General features: G+C 62.1%; 17 protein-coding genes. 11 read left to right on the top strand and 6 right to left on the bottom strand.

Annotated features, from left to right (window positions below; translation table 11 throughout):
• Positions 1-73 precede the first annotated feature (73 nt).
• The 5 genes from bioB (at position 74) to bioD (ending at position 4,624) form a co-directional block, all read left to right on the top strand.
• The gene (gene bioB, locus SM130_RS02020) at positions 74-1,132 is read left to right on the top strand and encodes a biotin synthase BioB (RefSeq protein ID WP_102824170.1); all 1,059 of its coding nucleotides are present in this window, start codon (positions 74-76) and stop codon (positions 1,130-1,132) included.
• Between the two features lie 123 nt (positions 1,133-1,255).
• A complete protein-coding gene (bioF, locus tag SM130_RS02025; protein ID WP_102824171.1) occupies positions 1,256-2,434 on the top strand; it encodes an 8-amino-7-oxononanoate synthase in 1,179 nt (392 codons plus the stop codon).
• Positions 2,427-3,152: an alpha/beta fold hydrolase gene (locus tag SM130_RS02030; protein WP_102824172.1), complete on the top strand. Its 726-nt coding sequence runs from the start codon at positions 2,427-2,429 to the stop codon at positions 3,150-3,152. The genes bioF and SM130_RS02030 overlap by 8 nt, the downstream gene beginning before the upstream one ends.
• Positions 3,145-3,939: a malonyl-ACP O-methyltransferase BioC gene (gene bioC, locus SM130_RS02035; RefSeq protein ID WP_102824173.1), complete on the top strand. Its 795-nt coding sequence runs from the start codon at positions 3,145-3,147 to the stop codon at positions 3,937-3,939. Before SM130_RS02030 ends, bioC begins: the two co-directional genes overlap by 8 nt.
• A 4-nt stretch (positions 3,940-3,943) precedes the next feature.
• Positions 3,944-4,624 carry a dethiobiotin synthase gene (gene bioD / locus SM130_RS02040; RefSeq protein ID WP_102824623.1) on the top strand — a complete coding sequence of 227 codons (681 nt, stop codon included), beginning with the start codon at positions 3,944-3,946 and terminating at the stop codon, positions 4,622-4,624.
• Here bioD and SM130_RS02045 read toward each other — a convergent pair.
• Both SM130_RS02045 and SM130_RS02050 read right to left on the bottom strand, forming a co-directional pair.
• Positions 4,614-5,783, bottom strand: a complete 1,170-nt coding sequence (locus SM130_RS02045) for a zinc-dependent alcohol dehydrogenase (RefSeq protein ID WP_102824174.1) — start codon at positions 5,781-5,783, stop codon at positions 4,614-4,616. The genes bioD and SM130_RS02045 overlap by 11 nt on opposite strands.
• A complete protein-coding gene (locus SM130_RS02050) occupies positions 5,783-6,571 on the bottom strand; it encodes an SRPBCC family protein (protein WP_102824175.1) in 789 nt (262 codons plus the stop codon). Before SM130_RS02050 ends, SM130_RS02045 begins: the two co-directional genes overlap by 1 nt.
• Before the next feature lie 195 nt (positions 6,572-6,766).
• Between SM130_RS02050 and SM130_RS02055 the strand changes: the two genes are divergently transcribed.
• The 4 genes from SM130_RS02055 (at position 6,767) to SM130_RS02070 (ending at position 12,441) form a co-directional block, all read left to right on the top strand.
• Positions 6,767-7,024 (top strand): hypothetical protein, encoded by a 258-nt coding sequence (locus tag SM130_RS02055; protein ID WP_102824176.1) that lies wholly within the window; start codon positions 6,767-6,769, stop codon positions 7,022-7,024.
• 242 nt (positions 7,025-7,266) lie between these two features.
• Complete coding sequence (locus SM130_RS02060; RefSeq protein ID WP_102824177.1) at positions 7,267-9,072, top strand: phenylacyl-CoA dehydrogenase; 1,806 nt, start codon at positions 7,267-7,269, stop codon at positions 9,070-9,072.
• A 161-nt stretch (positions 9,073-9,233) separates the two neighbouring features.
• Positions 9,234-10,523 carry a GGDEF domain-containing protein gene (locus SM130_RS02065; protein ID WP_102824178.1) on the top strand — a complete coding sequence of 430 codons (1,290 nt, stop codon included), beginning with the start codon at positions 9,234-9,236 and terminating at the stop codon, positions 10,521-10,523.
• Between the two features lie 139 nt (positions 10,524-10,662).
• Positions 10,663-12,441: an acyl-CoA dehydrogenase C-terminal domain-containing protein gene (locus SM130_RS02070; protein ID WP_102824179.1), complete on the top strand. Its 1,779-nt coding sequence runs from the start codon at positions 10,663-10,665 to the stop codon at positions 12,439-12,441.
• 412 nt (positions 12,442-12,853) lie between these two features.
• Here SM130_RS02070 and msrA read toward each other — a convergent pair whose 3' ends face one another.
• Positions 12,854-13,501 (bottom strand): peptide-methionine (S)-S-oxide reductase MsrA, encoded by a 648-nt coding sequence (msrA, locus tag SM130_RS02075; protein WP_102824180.1) that lies wholly within the window; start codon positions 13,499-13,501, stop codon positions 12,854-12,856.
• Between the two features lie 113 nt (positions 13,502-13,614).
• Positions 13,615-16,287, bottom strand: coding sequence for a bifunctional diguanylate cyclase/phosphodiesterase (locus tag SM130_RS02080; RefSeq protein WP_102824181.1), 2,673 nt, complete (start codon positions 16,285-16,287; stop codon positions 13,615-13,617).
• 149 nt (positions 16,288-16,436) lie between these two features.
• Between SM130_RS02080 and SM130_RS02085 the strand changes: the two genes are divergently transcribed.
• Positions 16,437-16,925, top strand: coding sequence for a hypothetical protein (locus tag SM130_RS02085; protein WP_102824624.1), 489 nt, complete (start codon positions 16,437-16,439; stop codon positions 16,923-16,925).
• 123 nt (positions 16,926-17,048) lie between these two features.
• On the opposite strand, the gene aceF is transcribed toward SM130_RS02085, so the two are convergent.
• Complete coding sequence (gene aceF, locus SM130_RS02090; protein WP_102824182.1) at positions 17,049-19,055, bottom strand: dihydrolipoyllysine-residue acetyltransferase; 2,007 nt, start codon at positions 19,053-19,055, stop codon at positions 17,049-17,051.
• Positions 19,056-19,079: 24 nt separating this feature from the next.
• Complete coding sequence (gene aceE / locus SM130_RS02095) at positions 19,080-21,725, bottom strand: pyruvate dehydrogenase (acetyl-transferring), homodimeric type (protein ID WP_102824183.1); 2,646 nt, start codon at positions 21,723-21,725, stop codon at positions 19,080-19,082.
• 266 nt (positions 21,726-21,991) lie between these two features.
• Here aceE and glnE point away from each other — a divergent pair, with 266 nt between their 5' ends.
• Positions 21,992-24,937, top strand: coding sequence for a bifunctional [glutamate--ammonia ligase]-adenylyl-L-tyrosine phosphorylase/[glutamate--ammonia-ligase] adenylyltransferase (glnE, locus tag SM130_RS02100; RefSeq protein WP_102824184.1), 2,946 nt, complete (start codon positions 21,992-21,994; stop codon positions 24,935-24,937).
• Positions 24,938-24,964 lie beyond the last annotated feature (27 nt).

A 24,964-nucleotide genomic window follows, 5' to 3' on the forward strand; every position in this document is an offset into this window, starting at 1 on the left:
GCGTATCGGGCTTGGCTAAACATTCCGCATCCGTGTCAGGCCGCCAAGCCGCTATTAATTACAAGGAATGCCCATGAGCGCCACCTCCGCTTCCGTTACGCGTCACGATTGGACCCTTGCCGAGGTCAAGGCGCTCTTCGAGCAACCCTTCAACGATCTGCTGTTCCAGGCGCAAACCGAGCATCGCCAGCACTTCGACGCCAACCGCGTGCAGGTGTCCACCCTGCTGTCCATCAAGACCGGCGCCTGCCCGGAAGACTGCAAGTACTGCCCGCAATCCGGCCATTACAACACCGGCCTGGATAAAGAAAAGCTGATGGAAGTGCAGAAGGTGCTGGAGGCGGCGGCTGAAGCCAAGGCCATCGGCTCGACGCGCTTCTGCATGGGCGCCGCCTGGAAGCACCCGTCCGCCAAGGACATGCCCTACGTGCTGAAAATGGTCGAGGGTGTGAAGGCGCTGGGCCTGGAAACCTGCATGACCCTCGGCAAGCTCGATCAGGAGCAGACCAAGGCGCTGGCAGCGGCAGGTCTGGACTACTACAACCACAACCTCGACACCTCGCCGGAGTACTACGGCAACATCATCACCACCCGCACCTACTCCGAGCGTCTGGAGACGCTGAGCTACGTGCGCGAATCCGGGATGAAGATCTGCTCCGGCGGCATCCTCGGCATGGGCGAGTCGCTGGACGACCGCGCCGGTCTGCTGATTCAGTTGGCTAACCTGCCGGAGCATCCCGAGTCGGTGCCGATCAACATGCTGGTCAAGGTCAAGGGCACGCCGCTGGCCGAGGAGCAGGACGTCGATCCGTTCGACTTCATCCGCATGCTCGCTGTGGCGCGAATCATGATGCCGAAATCCCATGTGCGCCTGTCCGCCGGCCGCGAGCAGATGAACGAGCAGATGCAGGCGCTGGCCTTCTTTGCTGGTGCCAACTCGATCTTCTATGGCGAGAAGCTGCTGACCACCGCCAACCCGCAGGCGGACAAGGACATGCAGCTGTTCGCGCGCCTGGGTATCAAGCCGGAAGAGCGCCACGAGCACGCCGACGAAGTGCATCAGGCGGCCATCGAGCAGGCGCTGATCGAACAGCGTGACAGCAAGCTGTTCTACAACGCCGCTTCGGCCTGAGCAGCGTCCACCTCGCTACACCGATTCCTGTAGCAGCGAGGGGGCGCCAAGTCCCTGCTCGCGAAGCCTCGACGCTGCTACAGGTTCGCCAGCAAGCTGGCGCCTACGACAAGTCCATCCGCCATGCCCTTTGACCTGCAGTCCCGCCTCGCCGAGCGCCGTGCCGCGCATCTCTACCGCCATCGCCCGTTGCTGGAAACACCGCAGCAGCCGGAGGTGGTGGTCGATGGCGAGCACCTGCTGGCGTTCTGTTCCAATGACTATCTGGGCCTGGCCAATCACCCCGCGGTGGTGGCAGCCATGCAGCAGGGCGCCGCGACTTGGGGCGTCGGCGGCGGCGCCTCGCATCTGGTGATTGGCCACAGCACACCGCATCATCAGCTCGAAGAAGCGTTGGCCGAATTCACTGGGCGACCACGGGCGCTGCTGTTTTCCACTGGTTATATGGCGAATCTGGCCGCGGTCACCGCGCTGGTCGGGCAGGGCGATACGGTGCTCGAGGATCGTCTCAATCACGCCTCCCTGCTCGATGCCGGTTTGCTGTCCGGCGCGCGTTTCTCGCGTTACCTGCACAACGACGCCGAAAGCCTCGGCAAACGCCTGGACAAGGCCAGCGGCAATACCCTGGTGGTGACCGATGGTGTGTTCAGCATGGACGGCGATCTTGCCGACCTGCCAGCGATCTGTGCCACGGCAAAGCAGCACGGCGCCTGGGTGATGGTCGACGATGCCCATGGCTTCGGTCCGTTGGGCGCAACCGGCGGCGGCATCGTCGAGCACTTCGGCCTAGGCATCGATGACGTGCCGGTGCTGGTCGGCACGCTGGGCAAGGCGTTTGGCACCGCAGGCGCCTTCGTCGCCGGCAGCGAAGAGCTGATCGAAACGCTGATCCAGTTCGCCCGGCCCTATATCTACACCACCAGCCAGCCGCCCGCGGTCGCCTGTGCCACACTCAAAAGCCTGGAGCTGCTGCGCAGCGAAGGCTGGCGCCGCGAGCATCTGAACCGGTTGGCCGCGCGTTTCCGCGAGGGCGCGCAGCAGATCGGGCTGACGCTGATGGACAGTCCGACGCCGATCCAGCCGGTGCTGGTGGGCAGCAGCGAGCGGGCGTTAAGACTGTCGGAATTGCTGCGCGAGCGCGGCCTCCTGGTCGGAGCCATTCGCCCGCCGACCGTTCCGGCCGGAAGTGCTCGGCTGCGAATCACCTTCACCGCAAGCCACAGCGATGCGCAGCTCGAGCGCCTGCTGGAGGCGCTGGCCGAGTGCTGGGCCTTGCTGCCCGAGGAGAGTGACGATGCGTGATCGACTGATTCTTCTGCCAGGCTGGGCGTTCGGAGCTGCTGCTCTGGAACCGCTGGCCGAGCTACTGCGTGATCGCGAACCGCGGCTGCAGGTCGAGATTGCTCCGCTGCCACGGCTGGAACAGCCGGGCGCCTGGCTCGACGAGCTGGACGCCCGGTTGCCCACCGACAGCTGGCTGGCGGGTTGGTCGCTGGGTGGCATGCTGGCGACACAGTTGGCTGCACGTCGCGGTGACAACTGCCCGGGCTTGATCACCCTGTGCAGCAATCCCTGCTTCCGCAGCCGCGACGACTGGCCGACGGCCATGCCTGCGGAAGTGTTCGATGCCTTCGAGGCGGCATTCCAGCTGGGACCGGAGGACACGCTCAAACGCTTCAGCTTGCTTTGCAGCCGCGGTGCGTACGATCCGCGAACGCTTGCCCGGCAATTGCAGGTCAGCTTGCCGGAGCAGCCGCAGGCCGTCCTGGCGGCAGGCTTGCGGCTGCTCGCCGAACTGGACGGGCGCGAGGCGCAGCAGCATTACGTCGGTCCGCAGCTGCATTTGTTCGCTGGTGGCGATGCGCTGGTGCCGGCCGCCGCGGCGGCCGCATTGCTGACTTGCCTGCCGGATGTGGAAGTCGATGTGCTGGCCAATGCCAGTCACGGTTTGCCGCTGGAACGAGCCGACGACGTGGCAACGGCGATGCTGGCATTCATGGCCGAGGGCGAGGATGACTGACGCTGCCCTATTGCCGGACAAGCGCCAGGTCGCCGTGTCCTTTTCCCGTGCCGCTGCCACATACGATGGTGTCGCTGCCTTGCAGCGGCAAGTTGGCAACCAATTACTGGCGCGTTTACCCGTTGGTCGGCAGCCGGCGTGCTGGCTCGACCTCGGCAGCGGTACCGGCTATTTCTCACGCGCACTGGCAGCCAGGTTTGCGCAGGCAGATGGCATCGCGCTGGATATAGCCGAGGGCATGCTGCGCCATGCCAAGCCGCAGGGCGGTGCGCGACATTTCCTGGCTGGCGATGCCGAGCGCTTGCCGCTGCGTGATGGCAGCGTCGATCTGATCTATTCCAGCCTGGCGCTGCAATGGTGCGAGGACTTCACCAGTGTACTGAGCGAAGCGCGACGAGTTTTGCGCTCTGGTGGCACCCTGGCTTTCACTAGCCTGTGCACCGGCACCTTGCAGGAGCTGCGAGACGCCTGGCAGGTGGTGGACGGCTTTGCTCACGTCAACCGTTTCCGCTCGCTGACGGCCTATCAGGCGCTATGCCGTGACAGCGGTCTGGCTCTGGTCAGCCTGGACGTGCAGGCGGAGGTTCTACATTTCCCCGATCTGCGTCAGCTGACCGACGAACTCAAGGCGCTCGGCGCGCACAATCTCAATCCCGGGCGGCCTGGTGGATTGACCGGGCGTGAACGCATCCGCGCACTGGTGGATGCCTACGAAGGGTTTCGGCAACCCGAAGGTCTGCCGGCTACCTATCAGGTGCTGTACGGCGTGTTGCGCAAGGAAGAGTGAAATGATCCAGGCGTATTTCGTCACCGGCACCGACACTGAAGTCGGCAAGACCACTATCGCGGCCGGGCTGCTGCATGCGGCGCGGCAAGGAGGGCTCAGCACCGCAGCGGCGAAGCCGGTGGCGTCCGGCTGCGAGTTGACGGCCGAGGGGTTGCGCAACAGCGATGCGCTGGCCCTGCTCGGCGAATGCACGCTGCCGCTGCGCTACGAGCAGGTCAATCCGCTGGCCTTCGAGCCGGCCATCGCCCCACATCTGGCGGCACGCGAAGCGGGCGTGGAGCTGAGTGTTGCGGCGTTGCTGGAGCCGGTTCGCCAGGTGCTGGCGCTACAGGCGCAGTTCTCCTTGGTGGAAGGCGCCGGCGGCTGGCGTGTGCCGTTGGCCGGCCGCGAAACGCTTTCGGATCTCGCCGTACAGCTTGGTCTGCCGGTGATCCTGGTGGTTGGAGTGCGCCTCGGCTGTATCAATCATGCGCTGCTAAGTGCCGAGGCGATCCAGCGTGACGGCCTCAAGCTGGCCGGCTGGGTCGCCAATATTGTCGATCCTGAGACCTCGCGTTTGGCGGAAAACCTCGAGACGCTGGGCGAGCGGCTGGCAGCGCCGTGTATCGGCCGGGTGCCACGGTTGTCGACGGCTAACCCGGCCGGGGTGGCGCGCTATCTCGACCTGCAACTGCTCAAGGCTTGAACACCGCGCGCATGCACTGTTCGGTTTTATGCTTGAACAGCTTGTAACCCTCTGGCGACTGTTCCAGATCCATCGGGTGCGTCAGCAGGTAGGACGGGTCCATCTCACCGTCAAGAATGTGCTGAAAGATGCGCTCGGCGTAGCGCTGCCCCGGCTGCTGGCCCGAGCGCAGAGTCAATGCCTTGTTAACAATGGCGCCCATGGGGAATTTATCCATCAGTCCGCCGTACACGCCGAGCACCGACACGGTGCCAGCCTTGCGGCATGAATGAATGGCCTGGCGCAATGCGACGCCCCGTTCGGTGTGCAAGCGCAGCTGCTGCTTGACCTTGTCGTAGGCCTGTTCGATGCCGGTGCCATGCGCCTCCATGCCGACCGCATCGATGCAGCGGTCCGGCCCGCGGCCACCGGTCAGCTCCAGCAACGCTTCGTGTACGTCGGTGGTTTCGTAATTAATGGTGATGGCGCCTGCTTTCTGTTCGGCGAGCGCAAGGCGGTCGGTGAAGCGGTCGATGGCGATCACGCGTTCGGCGCCCATCAGGTAGGCACTGCGGATGGCCATCTGACCAACGCCGCCGCAGCCCCATACCGCCACGGTATCGCCGCGCTGGATGTCGGCCTGGTCGGCACCGAAATAGCCGGTCGGAACCGCATCGGAAACGAACACCGCTTGCTCGTCACTGACCCCTTCCGGGACCTTGAACAGGTTTACCTCGGCATAGGGCACGCGGATGTAGGTGGCGTGACTGCCGGCATAGCCTCCGAAGGCGTGGCTGTAGCCAAAGATGCCCGAGCAGGTGTAACCGTAGGCCAGCTCGGTTTCCGGACTGTTGGGGTTGGAGTTGTCGCAGCAATTGAAATTGCTCGCCTTGCAGTGGCTGCACTCGCCGCAGCCGATGATCGAGATGGCGATGACGCGGTCGCCTTTGCTGAATTTGGTCACGGAGGAACCGGTTTCCACCACTTCACCAAGAAACTCGTGGCCGAGGATATCGCCGGGATGCATGGTGGGTATGTAGCCATCGACCAGGTGCAGGTCGGAGCCGCAAACCGAGGACATGATTACCTTGAGAATCACGTCCTTCGGGTTGACGATCTCCGGGTCCGGCACGGTATCGACTTGCAACATGTTCGGGCCTTGCCAGGTCAGTGCGCGCATTATCGTGCCTCCCCGGTCGAGGCGATGCCGGTGTGCTTGTCGGCCGGCTCGCGGTTCATCTGTCCGGTGGATATCTCGCCGGTTTCCATCAATTGCTTGAAGCGGCGCAGGTCCTGCTCGGCTTTGAAGCCAGTGAGTTTGCTGACACCGCGCGCCAGGGCGTACCCGAGCCGGCCACCTGGCACTTCATGGGCGATGACCGCATGGATTTCGGTGCCGCTGCCGTTCGGCGCGTCGCGAAAGGTCACCCAGCCGAGGTTTCTGACCGGCGCATCCGCTTCGGACATCCAGGCCAGGCGTTCGCCGGGCACGTCTTCGGCGATGTAGGTGTCCCATTCGATGGTCTTGTCCATCATTGGCACGCGGGCGACCCAATGCGCGTGATGGTCATCGCGGGCTTCGACCTGTTCGATGAACTCCATGAACGTCGGCATGTTGCTGAAGTCGCGCCAGTACCGGTACACCTCGTCGCGCGGGCGGTTCACCGTGATGCTTTTCGACAATGCCCGTGCGCGGCCCCAATGGTGCTCGTCGGCCAGCTGGCTTTCATAAGGCGTGGGCGAAAGCGCGCGCTTGGCGTTGCACTGACCCGAGCCGCCGCGTGCGATTGCCATGCCGCCGGCGGCCAGTTCGAGCAAGCCGAAAACGCCACCCTTGCGCAGGCCACGGGCGACCAGCCAGCCGCCGAGGAAGCCCGATACCAGGCGTTCGACACCGTTGAGGTTGGACGCGCCTGCCTGTTCGGGGTCGGTGCGTAGGGAAACGAGCGACGATTGTGACGGGGTCATGATGTCCTCCGGAATAGGTGCAGTCGAACAGCTGACTACGCCTTGATCGAAGGCGTTCCAGCCTGCGGCGCTGCTCCGATGAACGTGTCTTGTTAATTTGAGTAATAAAAGCCTGCTGGTTCTCGCGACGTGCAACTGGCGCCAGCGCAACGGCTCTGCTTCAATGTGGCCATGTGATCTCGGAGGAGTCCCACCATGCAGATCAATAGCAGCCTTATGTCAGCGGGTCTTGGCGCGTATCAGGCCGGCCAGCAGCGTGTCGATCAGGCAGCCAGTGCGATAGCCGAGCGCACCCTGCCGGCTGCCCAGAACTCCCAGGCGTTGTCAGACAATGCTGAACTGACGGAGCAACTGGTGCAGATGAAAGTGGGCGAGCACCAGGCCAAGGCAGGCGCCCGCCTGCTGGAAACGGCCGACGCTGTGCTCGGCACGCTGATCAATACGACAGCCTGACCTCCGCTGCCGACCGATCTGGTCGGCGGCCTCGCCCGCCTAGGGCAGCCGAAACCCCTACCTATGATTACCGACATATCGACGAGCGGCGTTCTGGTCGCTGCTTGACATCGTCCAGGCCTAAACGTATGTTTCAAACGCCTGTTTGACCTGCCGGGGCGAAGCCGGATGGTCCAATCCAAAATCAAGCGTGGCTGACATTCAGTCACCTGAACCAAGAATCCACCGCTGAGGTTTACGCTATGCCTGACTACAAGGCCCCCTTGCGCGATATCCGCTTTGTACGTGACGAATTGCTCGGCTACGAAGCGCACTATCAGAGCCTTCCGGGTTGTGAAGACGCCACCCCGGACATGGTCAATGCGATTCTCGATGAAGGCGCGAAGTTTTGTGAGCAGGTACTCGCTCCGCTGAACCGTGTGGGTGACATCGAAGGCTGTACCTGGAGCGAATCCGGTGTAAAGACACCGACCGGCTTCAAAGAAGCTTACGAGCAGTACGTGGAAGGTGGTTGGCCGAGCCTGGCCCATGACGTCGATCATGGCGGTCAGGGGCTACCCGAGTCGCTCGGTCTGGCAATCAGCGAAATGATCGGTCAGGCCAACTGGTCCTGGGGCATGTACCCCGGCCTGTCGCACGGCTGCATGAACACCATCGCTACTCACGGTACTGACGATCAGAAGCACACCTACCTCAGCAAGCTGGTTTCCGGTCAGTGGACCGGCACCATGTGTCTGACCGAGCCGCACTGCGGCACCGATCTGGGCATGCTGCGCACCAAGGCCGAGCCCCAGGCTGACGGCAGCTACAAGCTGAACGGCACCAAGATCTTCATCTCTTCCGGTGAGCACGACATGGCCGAGAACATCGTCCACATCGTACTGGCCCGCCTGCCCGATGCTCCGGCTGGTACCAAGGGGATCTCCCTGTTCATCGTGCCCAAGTTCCTGCCCAACGCCGAAGGCGAGAAGGGCGAGCGCAACGGTGTGACCTGTGGCTCGCTGGAACACAAGATGGGTATCCATGGCAACGCGACCTGCGTGATGAACTTCGACGGCGCCACCGGCTTTTTGATCGGGCCGCCGAACAAGGGCCTGAACGCCATGTTCACCTTCATGAACACCGCGCGTCTGGGTACTGCGCTGCAGGGTCTGGCGCATGCCGAGATCGGCTTCCAGGGCGGCATCAAGTACGCTCGCGAGCGCCTGCAAATGCGTGCGCTGACTGGTCCCAAGGCGCCGGAAAAGCCGGCCGACCCGATCATCGTGCACCCTGACGTGCGCCGTATGCTGTTGACCATGAAGGCCTTCGCCGAGGGCAATCGTGCCATGGTCTACTTCACTGCCAAGCAGGTCGACATCGTCAAGAACAGCCAGGACGAAGAGCAGAAGAAGCAGGCCGATACCCTGCTGGCCTTCCTCACGCCGATCGCCAAGGCCTTCATGACCGAAGTGGGCTTCGAAGCGGCCAACCATGGCGTGCAGATCTACGGTGGTCACGGCTTCATCGCCGAATGGGGCATGGAGCAGAACGTGCGTGACGCGCGTATTTCCATGCTGTACGAGGGCACCACCGGTATCCAGGCACTGGACCTGTTGGGTCGCAAGGTGTTGATGACTCAGGGCGAGGCACTGAAGTCCTTCACCAAGATCGTGCACAAGTTCTGCCAGAGCCACGAAGCCAACGACGCCATCAAGGAGTTCGTCACTCCCTTGAATCAGCTGAACAAGGAGTGGGGCGAGCTGACCATGAAGATCGGCATGGCCGCCATGAAGGACCGTGAAATGGTCGGCGCAGCGTCGGTGGACTACTGCATGTACTCCGGCTACGCCTGCCTCGCCTACTTCTGGGCTGACATGGCTCGCGTTGCTGCCGAGAAACTGGCTGAGGGTACCTCTGATGAGGCGTTCTACAAGGCCAAGCTGCAGACTGCGCGCTTCTACTTCCAGCGCATCCTGCCGCGTACCCGCATGCACGTTGACGCCATGATGTCCGGTGCCGACAATCTGATGGATATGGCCGAGGAAGATTTCGCTCTCGGTTACTGATAGGTTGAGGTTGTGAAAAGCCGCTGCTATGCAGCGGCTTTTTTTTATGCGCGGCCCGGGCGACTGTGCCGATTTTGTCGCGTATTCGCCGGTTTTCCGCTGCATTAGCGATAACAAGAAGGCAAAATGCTATCTTTTCTCGGCAGCCCGCCGGAGTCGCTGTGTCGCGAACCCTCTCGCATCGCTTCAGCCATTTTCTAGCCCCGCTGGCCTTGCTGTTGGGCGGCGAGGTCATTGCGCGTCAGGTATCGCTGAACGAGTTCTTCACGTCGCTTTATAACGTTTTGCCGACCGTGCTGCTGTTGCTCGGCGGTGCGCTTTGCGTAATGTACGGTCGCCTTCGCGAGTCGTTTCTGCTGCTGTGCATCTATCTCGCTTATTTCCTGCTCGACACTCACGCCGACCATTACCGTTCGTACGGCACGCTGCTAGACAACGCAGCCCTGACCTTTCACCTGTGCAGTTTGCTGCTGCCGTTGCTGTATGGCCTGTATGGGGTGTGGCGGGAACGCGGCCATCTCGCTCAGGATGGTCTGGCACGCGCAGCGGTGCTTTTTGTCGTATGTATCGTCGCCTTGGCAATGGCGAGGCGATTTCCAGAGGCATTACATGCCTGGCTGGCGGTGATTCGCTGGCCAGCCCTGCAAGCCGATTGGCTGCAACTCATCCAGTTGGCGTATCCGGCGTTCCTAGGTGCACTGGTGTTATTGACAGTCCAGTACATACGGCAACCCAGGCCGTCACATGCCGCACAGGTCGTCGCACTGCTTGGGGTTATGCTGATGCTGCCGCAGACGTTCAGTCGTTATGCCGCGCTGAATGTGCTCAGCAGCCATGTATTGCTGATGCTGGTGGTGGCAATCGCTCATGAAGCCTATCTCATGGCTTTTCGTGATGAGCTGACCGGCTTGCCCGGTCGGCGCGCATTGAACGAGAAGCTGCAACGCCTGGGACGCCAATATGTGCTGGCCATGGCCGACGTGGATCATTTCAAGAGCTTCAACGATACCCACGGGCACGACGTCGGCGATCAGGTTCTGAAGATGGTGGCCAGCCGGCTGCGCAAGATAGGCGGGGGCGGGCGCGCCTACCGTTATGGCGGTGAGGAGTTCACTTTGGTCTTCCCCGGTCGCAGCATCGAAGAGTGCTTGCCGCACCTGGAGGCGGTACGCCAGTCCGTTGAGAGCTATGCGCTACAACTGCGCGACGCCAACAGCCGTCCGAAAGACGACCGCCAGGGACGTATGGCTCGGGGCAAGGCCGCGGCGGGCCAAGTATCTGTGACCATCAGCATCGGTGTGGCCGAGCGGCAGGGCGAGCAGCGTACTCCGGACGAAGTCATCAAGGCTGCCGACCAGGCTCTCTACAGCGCCAAAAAGGCCGGTCGCAATTGCGTGCGTGTGCACGGCAGTGGGCGCGGAGCGGTGCGCATGGCCGAGCATTCGCGTTAGGGTTGCAGCGGTATCGTTTGTGACCAGTAAAAACTATCGGGTCACAAAAAGACGCTTAATCCCGCCTTTGTTATTCGGTTAGACTCGTTGGAAACGGCCCACAGTGGCCGCAACCCAGTGTCTTGCGAGGAACCTTGCCATGGCTGACTACCAAGCGCCGCTGCGCGACATGCGTTTTGTCCTGAATGAAGTCTTCGACGCGCCGAAGCTCTGGCAGGCGCTGCCCGCTCTAGCTGAGGTGGTCGACGCCGAAACCGCCGATGCGATCCTCGAGGAGGCGGGCAAGATCACGGCCAATAGCATCGCCCCGCTGAATCGCAGCGGTGATGAGGAAGGTTGCCGTTGGGATGCGGGAGCGGTGTCGACACCTGCAGGGTATCGAGAGGCTTATCAGCTGTACGCCGAGGGCGGCTGGGTCGGCGTCGGTGGTGACCCGGCGTTCGGCGGCATGGGCATGCCCAAGGTCATTTCGGCCCAGGTCGAGGAAATGATGAATTCCGCCAGCCTGGCGTTCGGTCTCTATCCGATGCTGACCTCTGGTGCATGTCTGTCGATCTACGCGCATGCCAGCGAGGAACTGAAGCAGAAATACTTGCCGAACATGTATGCCGGGGTCTGGTCCGGCTCCATGTGTCTGACCGAACCTCATGCCGGGACCGATCTGGGCATCATTCGCACCAAGGCCGAGCCCCAGGCAGACGGCTCCTATAAAGTCAGCGGCACGAAGATTTTCATCACCGGTGGCGAGCACGACCTGACCGATAACATCATTCATCTGGTGCTGGCCAAGCTGCCAGACGCGCCGGCCGGCTCTCGCGGAATCTCGCTATTCCTGGTGCCCAAGGTAATGGTCAATGAAGACGGCACGCTGGGTGAGCGTAACTCGCTGTCGTGCGGTTCGATCGAGCACAAGATGGGCATCCAGGCGTCGGCTACTTGCGTGATGAACTTCGATGGCGCCATCGGCTGGATGGTCGGCGAGCCGAACAAGGGCCTGGCGGCGATGTTCACCATGATGAACTACGAGCGTCTGGGTGTCGGCATTCAAGGGCTCGCGACTGGCGAGCGTTCCTACCAGAGCGCAATCGAGTATGCGCGCGATCGTATCCAGAGCCGTGCGCCGACCGGGCCTGTCGCTCAGGACAAGGCGGCCGATCCAATCATCGTGCACCCCGACGTGCGTCGTATGTTGCTGACGATGAAGGCGCTGAACGAAGGCGGCCGGGCGTTCTCAAGCTACGTCGCCCTGCAGCTCGACATCGCCAAGTTCAGCGACGACGACGAGGCGCGGCAGCGTGCCGAGGCGCAGGTCGCACTGCTGACACCTGTAGCCAAGGCCTTTCTTACGGATATGGGGCTGGAAACCACGGTGCATGGCCAACAGGTCTTCGGCGGCCATGGCTTTATTCGCGAATGGGGTCAGGAGCAGCTGGTGCGCGACTGCCGCATCACGCAGATCTACGAGGGTACCAATGGCATCCAGGCGCTGGACCTGGTTGGGCGCAAGATCGTCGGTAGCGGCGGCACCATGTATCAGGCTTTCGTAGATGAGATCCGTGCGTTTATCGCTGACGCCGGAACGGAGCTGGCGGAGTTTGCCGAGCCGCTCAAGAGCGCCATGGACAATCTGGACGATTTGACCGCTTGGGTCATCGAGCAGGCCAAGGCCAACCCGAACGAAATCGGCGCCGCCTCGGTGGAGTACCTGCACGTGTTCGGCTACACCGCTTATGCCTATATGTGGGCGCGCATGGCGGCAGTGGCCTTTGCCAAGCGGGAAGAGGGCGAGTTCTATCTGAGCAAGCTCGGCACCGCGCGCTTTTATTTTGCGCGACTGCTCCCGCGAATTCATTCTCTGAGTGCGTCAGTGAAGGCCGGTAGCGAGTCGCTGTATCTGCTCGACGCGGCGCAATTCTGATTTGCGAGACTTAATCTGAAGGCAATCTGAAATTAATTGGCCATGATGCGGAACGATTAAGCCGGTCCTTCGGTCATAAAAACCACGCAATGTAAGCTTGGACTTACAGCTCTGCATCACGGATGACGCGATGTAGGAAAAGGCTTACAAGGCGTGATGCAATATGGCTACTACTGGCCATCACGGCCAGGCGGTAATCTACTGCATAAGGACGTGGCGCACGGAAAGCGCGGATCACAAAACGGAACACACAGGGAATGGTGCCAGGACGGCGCGCGATCATGGATGTCAGGATTCAGTCTGCAGAGCCCCGCTTCGGCGGGGTTTTTCTTTTCTGCTTAGTTCTTATCCATTTCACACGCGGCCGAGCTAGCTTCGCCGGCTTGGACTTAAACCGCTCGTATTCTCCTCATCAGGCCGGCATGTACACGCCGGTGCCACCTAGCCCGCAATAACCGCCCGGATTCTTTGCCAGATACTGCTGGTGGTAGGCCTCTGCGTAATAGAACGTCGGCGCGTCGTCTATCTCTGTGGTGATCGCCGGAAAGCCCGCATCGCTCAAGCGCTGCTGGAAGCGCTCTCGGCTGGCTTCCGCCGCATTGCGCTGCTGTGCATCCATGCAATAGATCGCGGAACGATACTGGCTGCCGATATCGTTACCCTGGCGCATCCCCTGAGTTGGGTTGTGCGCCTCCCAAAAGATGCGCAGCAAGGTGCCATAGTCGATCTGCTGAGGATCGAACACGACGAGCACCGCCTCCGTATGGCCGGTGAGTCCGGAACATGCTTCATCATAGGTCGGGTTGGGTGTCAGGCCGCCGGCATAACCTACGGCCGTCGTCCACACGCCGGGCTGCTCCCAGAAGCGGCGCTCTGCTCCCCAGAAGCAGCCCATGGCAAAAATGGCCTGGGAGAAGCCGGCTGGGAAGGGCGCCTGCAATGGATTGCCATTGACATAGTGGGCGGCTGGAACCGACATGGCGGTTGAGCGGCCGGGCAGTGCCTGTTCTGCTGTAGGCAACGCCTGTTTGTTGACCAGTATCTGCGAACGTAGCGACATGTGAGCCTCGAGCGGGGCGGGAGCGACGGTCTAGGCTACAAAAGCTGGAGTGACAGGGAAAGCGCGGCGGCTGCCCATGCGTCGCCGAACTCAGCGATAGCCGTTGGCTATGCTCAGCACCAGTGCGGGTAGCGTCGCAGTGCTTCGGTGAGGATGTTGCCGGGGATCGGCTTGTCGAACAGGTAGCCCTGGCCAATATCGCAGCGGTGACGACGGAGGAATTTCAGCTGCTCGGCTGTTTCGATACCCTCTGCCACCACCTTGAGGTGCAGCTTGCGGGCCATGGCGATCACTGCGGAGGTGATCTCGACATCGTCCTGATTGTCCGGGATGTCCTTGATGAAGCTGCGATCGATCTTGATCACATCGATGGGGAATTTCTTCAGGTAGCTGAGCGAAGAGTACCCAGTGCCGAAGTCATCCATGGCCAGGGTCAGGCCCAGTGCTTTCAGCCCGATCAGCTGCTGGCGGGTTTCTTCGGTCGCCTCGAGCAGCAGGCTTTCGGTCAGTTCCAGTTCCAGTTGCGTGGCTGGGAGCTGCTCCTCGGCCAGGATTGCAGCGATCGAGCTGAGCAGATCCGGGTCGGAGAACTGCTTGGGTGACAGATTGATCGCGATCTGAGGTTTGCCAAGCCCCAGCTTCGAAAGCGTGACGCCCATCCGGCACGCCTCGCGCGCGACCCATTTGCCTATCGGGATGATCAGCCCAGTTTCTTCGGCAACACTGATGAACTGGTCCGGGCGGATCATGCCCTTTTCCGGATGGTTCCAGCGTAACAACGCCTCAAGCCCCTGCAGCTTGCCGGTGTGCAGGCAGAGCTTGGGTTGATAGAACACCTCCAACTCGTTCTGCAGCAGTGCTCGGCGCAGGTTGTTCTCAACGAACAGTTTGTAGTTGGCTTCGGCATGCAGGGCTTCGGTGAATATCTGCACCTGATTCTTGCCGTTCGCCTTGGCCTTGTGCAGCGCCTGCCCGGCGTGTTTCATCAGTGTTTCCGGGTCGCGACCATGCTGCGGTGAGCAGGCCAGCCCCAATGATCCGCTTACGCTGATTAGTTGCTTGTCGACAAACAGCGGTTTGTCGAGGATGCGCAGGACCTGGTCCGCCAACCGGACCCCTTCTTCCAAGCCTTTGTCATCGAACAGCAGCGCGAACTCGTTGCTGGCGAAGCGTGCGAGCACGCTTTGCTGGCTGAGTCCGTTGCGTAGGCGACGGGCCAAGCTGGTGAGCAGCTTGTCGCCAGTCTGGTGGCCGAGGCTGTCGTTGATTCGTTTGAAGTTATCGATATCCACCAGTAACAGGCAGAGCCTCGGCTCGGCACCCACAGCAAAGCGTTCTTCAATGCTGCGAATGAAGAACGGCCGATTGCCGAGGTTGGTGAGATTGTCGGTATAGGCCAGCCGCTCGATGTGCTGATGCGCCAGCTTGCTGCGGGTGATGTCCTCGTAAATCCCGATGTAATGGGTCAGTGCGCCTTCTTCGTTGAAGACCTTGGAGATCGACAGCTGCCCCCAATAGGGTTCGAGATTCTTGCGCCGAGAGCGAAATTCGCCCTGCCAGCTGTTGCTGTGGGCGAGCACCGAGGACGTGTTGAAAAGCAGCTCGCTCAAGTTTTCCAGTGCCTTGAGGTCGGCCAGTCGCTGGCCGCGCACTTCAGATGCGGAAAACTGGCTGATAGCAGTGAAAGCCGGGTTGACGTACTCCACCTGGCCCTCGCGATCGACCAGTATGAAGGCGCTGGCGCTCTGCTCCACGGCGCGCTGGAACAGGCCGAGCATATGGGTGGCGCTAAGGCGCTGCTGATTGGCAAGGACCTGCGCGTACTGATCGGCCAGCTCGCCAGCGAAGGCGATTTCATCGGCCTGCCATGCACGCGGTTTGCCGGTGTGCTGCAGGCTTAACACACCGATTACCTCGCCACCTACACGTATGCTGGCATCCAGGATGGAGCGAACGCCCTGCGGACGGTAGACGTTTTCGTCCAGCTCACAGGTGCGGTGATCGTGGGATACATCCTGAGCATCAACAGCGCGGCCGCTTTGCAGGGCTTGCAGGTAGCGAGGGCAGGGGGCGAGATCAAGCGTCGATGGTGTCTCGTAATGGTCGCCTTCGAGTCGGTAGCACGCCATCGGCTCGAGACGAGTGCCGTTCAGATGCCATATCGTGGCGCGACTGGTTTCGTACACTTCGCAGGCAGCTTGGGTGATCAGCTGCGCCGCCTCCAGCTGTGGATTGGCTGAGCCGTAGCGATGCCGGGCCAGCCGGACGATGAGGTTCTGCTGTGTGCGCGAGCGCAGCATGTGCTCGATGTGCTCGTCCTGAGTCTGCTCGTGCTGTTGCAGGGCGGTGCGTAGTCGCGCGTTCTGCGCTCTCAGGTCCTGTTCCGACTCGGGCTGCCGGCCCGGCATCAGGTAGCCCCTGAGCACTTCACGACCGTATTGCTGGCAGACCTCGCCCAGCTCGGTAATTTCCTGTACGCCATCGGGCGTATGCAGCCGGTAGCTGACCGAATAATGGCTCCGGTTGGCGAGCTGCTGCTGGATTTCCTCGTGCAGCTGATGACGGGCGCTGGGCTCCATGAGGCTGGCGTAAGGGGAGTCGACCAGTGAGCACAGATCGCTGGCGCATACGCCCAGATAGCGTTCGCAGGCGGGGTCGAGAAACAGCAGGGTCCAGCTGGATTCGTTCAGGCGCTCGAAGCGCAGCATGCCGAGCCTGGAGGGCACTGGCAACTGCGTCACAACCTCGGTCGCCAGACGGCTGGCGGCATCGGTATGTATTTTCATCGAACGGCTGGCTTCCAGTATGCTCCACGGAGTTGGGCAGGCCTGTGCTGCAGGCGCCGTTCCAGCGAAGGAAGATGGCTAAATAATATTAATTCCGGCAAGGGTGCATCATGCGACAGGGACTGACAAGTCGGCTTGCAAAGTTAGTGGTGGTCTCGATTCTCTGTGCGATCGGTACACCATTGATGGCGAGTGAAACGGTCGAATTCGGCTCTGACGAATCGGCTCGTTATCTCACCGAATTGAGGAAGCTCTACCTGACCAACAACGACCGCGATGCGCTGTTGGCGCATAGTAACGGAATGCTCGATACCTACGCATTACGTGCCGGTTATCAGGTCGGACAGAGCAACCCGCAGGACTTTCTCTACGAGCTGAGCGTGGCCGCACCCGGTGAGCTGCGCATCCGTGAAGAAGTGCGAGCGAGCGGTGGCGGCGTCGCCGTGCGCAACCGCAGTCTGTCGGTATTCGGGCTTGATCCTTATCTGCAATACCAGTGTCCTGCGCAAGGCCCGAGCTGCTCGATCAACAGCCCTGCCGATGGCCTGCCTTTGGTCGTCATCTTGCGAGATCCCAAGGGTGCCGAGGAGCTGGCCAAGGCGCTCTCGTTCCTGATCCGTAACCTGCAAAAAGGCTAACGCAATAGCCCGACACGGAGGGGCTGCCCTTTATGCCGCTTGCCGGAACCGTAACCTTCGCCTAATAGAAAACGCCGCACCCTCGGTCAGAGGATGCGGCGTTCTCGTTTGGCTCTTTGTTGTTTACAGCAGCATCGTGCGGATATCCGCCAGCAGCTCGGACAAGCGCTTGGTAAAGCGCGCTGCAGCCGCTCCGTTGATGACGCGGTGGTCGTAAGACAGCGACAGCGGCAGCATCAGGCGAGGCTGGAAGGCCTTGCCGTCCCACACCGGCTGCATTGCGGCCTTGGAAACACCGAGGATCGCCACTTCCGGCGCATTGACGATCGGCGTGAAGCCGGTTCCGCCAATGTGGCCGAGGCTCGAGATCGTGAAGCAGGCGCCCTGCATGGCGTCAGGCGAGAGCTTTTTGGTACGCGCCTTCTCGGCCAGTTCTGCCGCTTCGCCCGCGAGTTGCAGCAAGCTCTTCTGATCCACGTTCTTGATGACCGGAACCATTAGGCCGTCCGGCGTATCGACTGCGAAGCCGACATGCACGTATTTCTTGCGGATCAGCGCCTTGCCGCTTGGCGCCAGCGAACTATTGAAGTCCGGCAGCTCCTTGAGCAGGTGCGCGCAGGCCTTGAGCAGCAGCGGCAGCACGGTGAGCTTGACGCCAGCCTTCTCGGCAATCGCCTTTTGCGCGACACGGAAGGCTTCCAGCTCGGTGATGTCGGCCGACTCGAACTGGGTCACGTGCGGCACGTTCAGCCAGCTGCGATGCAGGTTGGCGGCGCCGACCTGCATCAGACGGGTCATGGGTACTTCTTCGATTTCACCGAAGCGGCTGAAGTCGATGGCCGGTATCGGCGGGATGCCGGCACCGCCGGTTGCGCCCTCCGCCGCCGCTTGCTTGACCTTGTGCAACATGTTCTTGACGTAGGCCTGGACGTCTTCCTTGAGAATCCGCCCTTTGGGACCTGTCGCCGGAACATCGGCCAGTTCGACGCCGAACTCGCGTGCGGTCATGCGCACTGCCGGTCCGGCATGCACCTTGGCACCGGCCTTGCTCGGACCACTGACCACCGGCGCTGACGTCGCGGCAGCCTTGGCCTCGGGCACGCCCTGCTTGTTCGGTGCGACCGCCTGCTGCTGCGGAGCCGCTTCTTGCGGTTTGGCTTCGGCCTTCTTCGCCGGTGCTGCGCCGGCCACCTTCAAGGTGAGGATCAGATCGCCAGTCTTGGCCTCGTCACCGACCTTGATCGACAGGGATTCCACCACGCCTGCCTTGGGCGCAGGGATTTCCATGCTGGCCTTGTCGGACTCGAGCGTGATCAGCGATTGATCTGCCTCGACACTGTCACCGACCTTGACCATCACTTCGATGACGTTGGCGCTACCGCTTGAGCCAATGTCCGGGATGCGAACCTCTTCCACAGACTCGCCCGCCGCTTCGGCAGGCGCTTGCGCCGCCTGCTCTGTCAGCTTTTCCTTCGGTTGGCTTTGCGCCTGGCTGGCTGCTGCCTTGTTGGCTGCCGGCTTGCTCGCTACCGCACCTTTGAGAACCAGGATCAGATCGCCGGTACCGACTTCGTCGCCCACCTTGACCGAAATGCTCTCGACCACGCCGGCCGCCGGAGACGGAATCTCCATGCTGGCTTTGTCCGATTCGAGCGTGATCAGGGCTTGCTCGGCGGCAATGGTGTCGCCGGGCTTGACCGCAATTTCGATCACGCTGGCTTTGCCTGAAGAGCCGATGTCCGGGACCTTGATCTCCTGCGACTCGCCCTCATCGGCCGAGGCCGAAGGGTTGTCGTCGCCCGGAGGCGTTGGCGCCTCGGCTTCATCGGCTGGCCCGCCGGTTGCCGCGCCGGCCGGCTCGGCAGCCGCTTGCGCCGGCGCTTCGCTGTCCTGGCCTTCTTCGCTTTCCAGCTCGAGCAGCTCGTCGCCTTCTTTCAGGCGGTCGCCCAGCTTGACCTTCAGGCTCTTCACCACGCCCGCCTTGGGCGCGGGGATTTCCATGCTGGCCTTGTCGGACTCGAGCGTCAGAATGCTCTGGTCTGCTTCGATACGGTCGCCGACCTTGACGAACAACTCGATTACTTCACCCTCACCGCTGCCGATGTCGGGTACGCGTATGGTTTCACTCACAATAGGTTCTCCTGTGCGCACGCATCAGCAATCCAGCGGATTGCGCTTCTCGGGGTCGATACCGAACTCGGTGATGGCGTTGGCCACGACCTTGCGTTCGATGGCGCCGCGATCGGCGAGTGCTTGCAGTGCGGCGACAGTCACCCAGCGACGGTCGACCTCGAAGAAATCACGTAGCTTGGCGCGCGAGTCGCTGCGACCGAAGCCGTCGGTACCCAGCACCTGGTATTCGCGCGATGGCACCCACTGACGGATCTGGTCGGCGAACAGTTTCATATAGTCGGTCGAGGCGATGACCGGGCCTTCACGGCCGGCCAGGCACTGCTCGACATACGTCTTGCGTGGCTCTTCGGTGGGGTGCAGGCGGTTCCAGCGGTCTACCGCCAGACCGTCACGGCGCAGCTCGTTGAAGCTGGTTACGCTCCAGACGTCGGCGCCTACGCCCATCTTGGCAAGGATATCCACTGCAGCGCGTACTTCACGCAGGATGGTGCCCGAGCCCAGCAGCTGCACGCGGTGCTTGAAGTCGCCCTTGGCTTCTTCGAGCAGGTACATGCCTTTGATGATGCCTTCCTCGACACCCTGCGGCATGGCTGGCTGCTGGTAGTTCTCGTTCATCACGGTGATGTAGTAGTAGACGCTCTTCTGCTGCTCCATCATCTCGTGCATGCCGTGGTGCATGATCACCGCCAGCTCATAGCCGTAAGTGGGGTCATAGCTGCGGCAGTTGGGGATGGTGCTGGCGAGGATGTGGCTGTGGCCGTCCTCGTGCTGCAGGCCTTCACCGTTGAGCGTGGTGCGCCCGGAAGTGCCGCCCAGCAGGAAGCCGCGGGTCTGAGCATCGCCGGCCGCCCAGGCCAGGTCACCGATACGCTGGAAGCCGAACATCGAATAGAAGATGTAGACCGGCAGCATCGGCTGGTTGTAGTTGCTGTAGGCAGTGCCTGCGGCGATGAACGAGGAGAACGCACCGGCTTCGTTGAGACCTTCCTGCAGGATCTGGCCGTCTTTCTCTTCGCGGTAGTACATCACCTGATCGCGGTCGACCGGCTCGTACAGCTGCCCCACCGGAGAGTAGATCCCCAGTTGGCGGAACATGCCCTCCATGCCGAACGTCCGCGCCTCGTCAGCGAGGATCGGCACGATGCGCTTGCCCAGATCCTTGTCTTTGACCAGCTGCGAGAGAATCCGGCCGAAGGCCATGGTGGTGGAGATCTCGCGGTCGCCGGAGCCGTCCAGTACAGCTTTCAGGGTGTCCAACGGTGGTGTCGGAATGCTGAAGCTCTTCGGCCGGCGCTGCGGCAGATGGCCGCCCAGTTTGTCACGGCATTTGCGCAGGTATTTCATTTCCGCGCTGTCTTCGGCCGGGCGATAGAACGGCAGTTCTTCAAGCTGGGAATCGTTGACCGGGATGTCGAAGCGGTCGCGGAATTTCTTCAGGCTGTCGATATCGACTTTCTTGGTGTTGTGGGCGATGTTCTTCGCCTCGCCGGCACCCGTGCCGTAGCCCTTGATCGTATGCGCCAGGATAACGGTCGGCTGGCCTTTGTGGTGCACAGCCTGATGGTATGCCGCATAGACCTTGTAGGGGTCGTGGCCGCCGCGGTTGAGCTTCCAGACCTCTTCGTCGGACATGCTTTCGACGCGCTTGAGCAGCTCAGCGTCGGCCCCGAAGAAATGCTTGCGCACGTAGGCGCCGTCTTTGGCCTTGTAGTTCTGGTATTCACCGTCGATCGCCTGATCCATACGGCGCTGCATGCGGCCATCTTCATCGATCGCGAACAGCGGATCCCACAGGCGGCCCCAGACGACCTTGTTGACGTTCCAGTTGGCGCCTTTGAATACGCCTTCGAGTTCCTGAATGATCTTGCCGTTGCCACGAACCGGGCCGTCCAGACGCTGCAGGTTGCAGTTGATCACGAACACCAGGTTGTCGAGGTTTTCACGGCCGGCCAGGGAGATAGCGCCGAGGGTTTCCGGCTCGTCGCACTCGCCGTCGCCGATGAAGCACCAGACGCGCTGCTTGCCTTTCGGAATGAAGCCGCGGTTTTCCAGGTACTTCATGAAGCGCGCCTGGTAGATCGCGGTGATCGGCCCCAGGCCCATGGATACGGTCGGGAACTGCCAGAAGTCCGGCATCAGGTGCGGGTGCGGGTAACTCGACAGGCCCTTTCCGTCCACTTCCTGACGGAAATTGAGCATCTGGTCTTCGCTCAACCGGCCTTCAAGGAAGGCGCGGGCGTAGATGCCGGGGGAGGCGTGGCCCTGATAGTAGATCAGGTCGCCGCCATGCTCTTCGGTCGGAGCCTGGAAGAAGTAGTTGAAGCCGATGTCGTAAAGCGTTGCGCTGGAGGCGAAGGTGGAGATGTGGCCACCCAGGTCCGGATCCTTGAGATTCGCGCGCATCACCATCGCGAGCGCATTCCAGCGGACCAGGGAGCGGATACGACGCTCCATGAACAGGTCCCCGGGCATCTTGGCTTCACGGGTGACGGGGATGGTGTTGCGGTACGGCGTGGTGATGCCGTAGGGCAGCGGCGTGCCGCTACGTGTGGCCAGTTCGCCCATCCGGGTCATCAGGTAGTGAGCGCGGTCTTCACCCTCGCGGTCGAGGACGGACTCGAGGGCGTCCAGCCATTCCTGGGTTTCGACGGGATCGAGATCTTGCATGGCTTGCTCCATGGCGGAAAGGCTTCCAGAATCGGTCGCCTGTTCGCTACCGGCTTTGTGGGCCGGTGCGTGTAATGTTCTTGGACGAATGCCGGGGGTAGGACCGGGCGTCTGTAGTTTTACTACAAAAACGCGCCGGGATCAGCCCCCTGAAATACTCTTTAGTAGTAAAACTACAGATCAGCGGCGCTGGCATTTCCCTTTAAAAGGCTTATGCGAGGCTCTGAATCGCGGTTTACCGTACTGCCGTCGTGAAGGAAACCACAATGAGTTTGCCCCCGCTGGTTGCATTGCCGTCCTCGCTCCTGCCTTTTGTCAGTCGAGCCGAAGAGTCGTTCCTCGCTGCTGCTGACAGCCTGTCGGAAGCGCTTGCGGCACGTTGTCGCGTCTGGCTTGCAGAGCAGCGCGAGGCGTTCAACCGGGTTTGCGCAGCGAGTGATTTCGTCAGCGATCAGGTTAGTCGAGATCCGCAGATGCTGCTGCAGCTTGCCGAGCAGGGGTGGCTGGAGCGCTCGCTAGAAGGCGGCGAAATGCGCGAGGCGCTGGGCGAACTGATCAATGCCTGCAGCAGCGAGGATGCCCTGGCGCTTAACTTGCGGCGCTTTCGTACCCGCCAGCAGGTGCGGATCATCTGGCGCGACCTGACCCGCCGGGCCGATCTGGCCGAAACCTGCCGCGACCTGTCCGATCTCGCTGATGCCTCGGTCGATCTGGCCTATCACTGGCTGTACGTACGCCACTGCGAGCAGTTCGGTGTGCCGACCGGACGGCGCAGTGGCACCGCGCAACATATGGTGATCCTCGGGATGGGCAAGCTGGGCGCCCATGAATTGAATTTGTCGTCCGACATCGACCTGATCTTCGGCTATCCAGAAGGCGGCGAGACCGTCGGCGCCAAGCGTTCGCTGGACAATCAGGAGTTCTTCGTCCGCCTCGGCCAGCGGCTGATCAAGGCGCTGGATGCGATCACCGCCGATGGTTTTGCCTTCCGCGTCGACATGCGTCTGCGTCCGTACGGCTCGTCCGGGCCGCTGGTGTACAGCTTCAACGCGCTGGAGCAGTACTACCAGGACCAGGGTCGCGACTGGGAGCGCTACGCGATGATCAAGGCGCGGGTCATTGGCGGCGACCAGCAGGCCGGCGAGGAGCTGCTGGCGATGTTGCGGCCCTTCGTCTACCGACGCTACCTGGACTTCTCCGCGATCGAGGCGCTGCGCACCATGAAGCAGCTGATCCAGCAGGAAGTGCGGCGCAAGGGCATGGCGGCCAATATCAAGCTCGGTGCCGGTGGCATCCGCGAGGTCGAATTCATCGCCCAGGCCTTCCAGCTGATCCACGGCGGCCGGGACCTCAGCCTGCAGCAACGGCCGCTGCTAGGCGTGCTGGCCACGCTGGAAGGGCAGGGCTACCTGCCGGCGCCAGCGGTGGCCGAGCTGCGCGAGGGATACGAGTTCCTTCGCTATACCGAGCACGCGCTGCAGGCCATCGCCGATCGCCAGACGCAGATGCTGCCGGACACCGAGGTGGATTGTGCGCGAGTGGCGTTCATGCTCGGCTTCGACAGCTGGCAGGCCTTTCATGAGCAGCTTTTGTACTGGCGCGGGCGCATCGACTGGCATTTCCACCAGGTCATTGCCGACCCCGACGAGGACGAAGCCGCCGAGGGCGATGCGCTGGTCGGCGGGGAGTGGCTGCCCCTGTGGGAGCAGGATTGGGACGAGGAGTTCGCCTGTCGACAGCTGACCGAGGCGGGCTTTCGCGACGGTCAGGGTGCCTGTCAGCGGCTCGCGGCACTGCGTAACGCCAGTCAGGTGCGCACCATGCAGCGTCTCGGTCGCGAGCGGCTGGATGCCTTCATTCCGCGCCTGCTGGCCCAGATCGTCGAGCAGGCCGACCCAGACTTGGTGCTGGAGCGCGTGCTGCCGCTGGTCGAGGCGGTTGCCCGGCGTTCAGCCTATCTCGTATTGCTGACCGAAAATCCCGGTGCGCTGCAGCGATTGCTGGAGCTCTGCGCAGCCAGCCCGTGGATCGCCGAGCAGATCGCGCGCTTTCCGTTGCTGCTCGATGAGCTGCTCAACGCCGGGCGACTGTACAGCCCGCCGCTGGCGCCTGAGCTCGCCGCCGAGTTGCGCGAGCGGCTGATGCGTATCCCTGAGGACGACCTTGAGCAGCAAATGGAGGCGCTGCGGCATTTCAAGCTGGCGCACCGGCTGCGCGTGGCGGCCTCGGAAATCGCCGGCACGCTGCCGCTGATGAAGGTCAGCGACTACCTGACCTGGCTCGCCGAAGCGATTTTGCAGGAAGTGCTGACCCTGGCCTGGCGCCACACCGTCGCCCGTCACGGCCAACCGCAGCGCAGTGACGGCGCGTTGTGTGATCCATCGTTTGTCATCGTCGGTTACGGCAAGGTCGGCGGTATCGAGCTCGGCCACGGCTCTGACCTGGATCTGGTGTTCATCCACGACGGCGACCCCGCCGCCGAGACCAATGGCGCCAAGCCCATCGACACGGCGCAATTCTTCACCCGCCTGGGGCAGCGCATCATTCATCTGCTGACTACGCAGACCACTTCCGGCCAGCTCTACGAAGTGGACATGCGCCTGCGCCCATCCGGTGCCGCCGGGTTGCTGGTCAGCTCCCTCGGCGCCTTCGAGCGCTACCAGAGCCAGGAAGCCTGGACGTGGGAGCACCAGGCGCTGGTACGCGCGCGCGTACTGGTCGGCTGCCCGCAGCTGACTGCCGACTTCGAGCGGGTGCGGGCCGGGGTGCTTGGGCGCGAGCGCGATCTGGAGTCACTGCGCCGCGAGGTCAGCGAGATGCGCGCGAAGATGCGCGACAACCTCGGAACCCGGACGACTCACGCCGGGACCTCAGAGCATGCGTTCGACGGCACTGCCGAGTTCAATCTCAAGCAGGACGCCGGTGGTATCGTGGATATCGAATTTATGGTGCAATACGCGGCTCTGGCGTGGTCGCACCAGCATCCTGAACTGCTGCGCTATACCGATAACATCCGCATTCTCGATGGGTTGGAGCAGGCCGGGTTGATGACCGGCGATGAGGTTCGGCTGCTGCAGGACGCCTACAAGGCCTACCGTGCGGCAGCCCACCGGCAATCACTGCAGAAGCAGCCCGGACTGGTGAGTGGGGATCAATTCCACGACGAACGCCACGCTGTCATGCGTATCTGGCGTGAGCTGGGCCTTAGCTGAGCCCCTCGTCGGGCTATCAAGCAATAT

The organism is Stutzerimonas stutzeri, from assembly GCF_038561965.1.
In the GTDB taxonomy this organism is placed as follows: Bacteria; Pseudomonadota; Gammaproteobacteria; order Pseudomonadales; family Pseudomonadaceae; genus Stutzerimonas; species Stutzerimonas stutzeri_AA.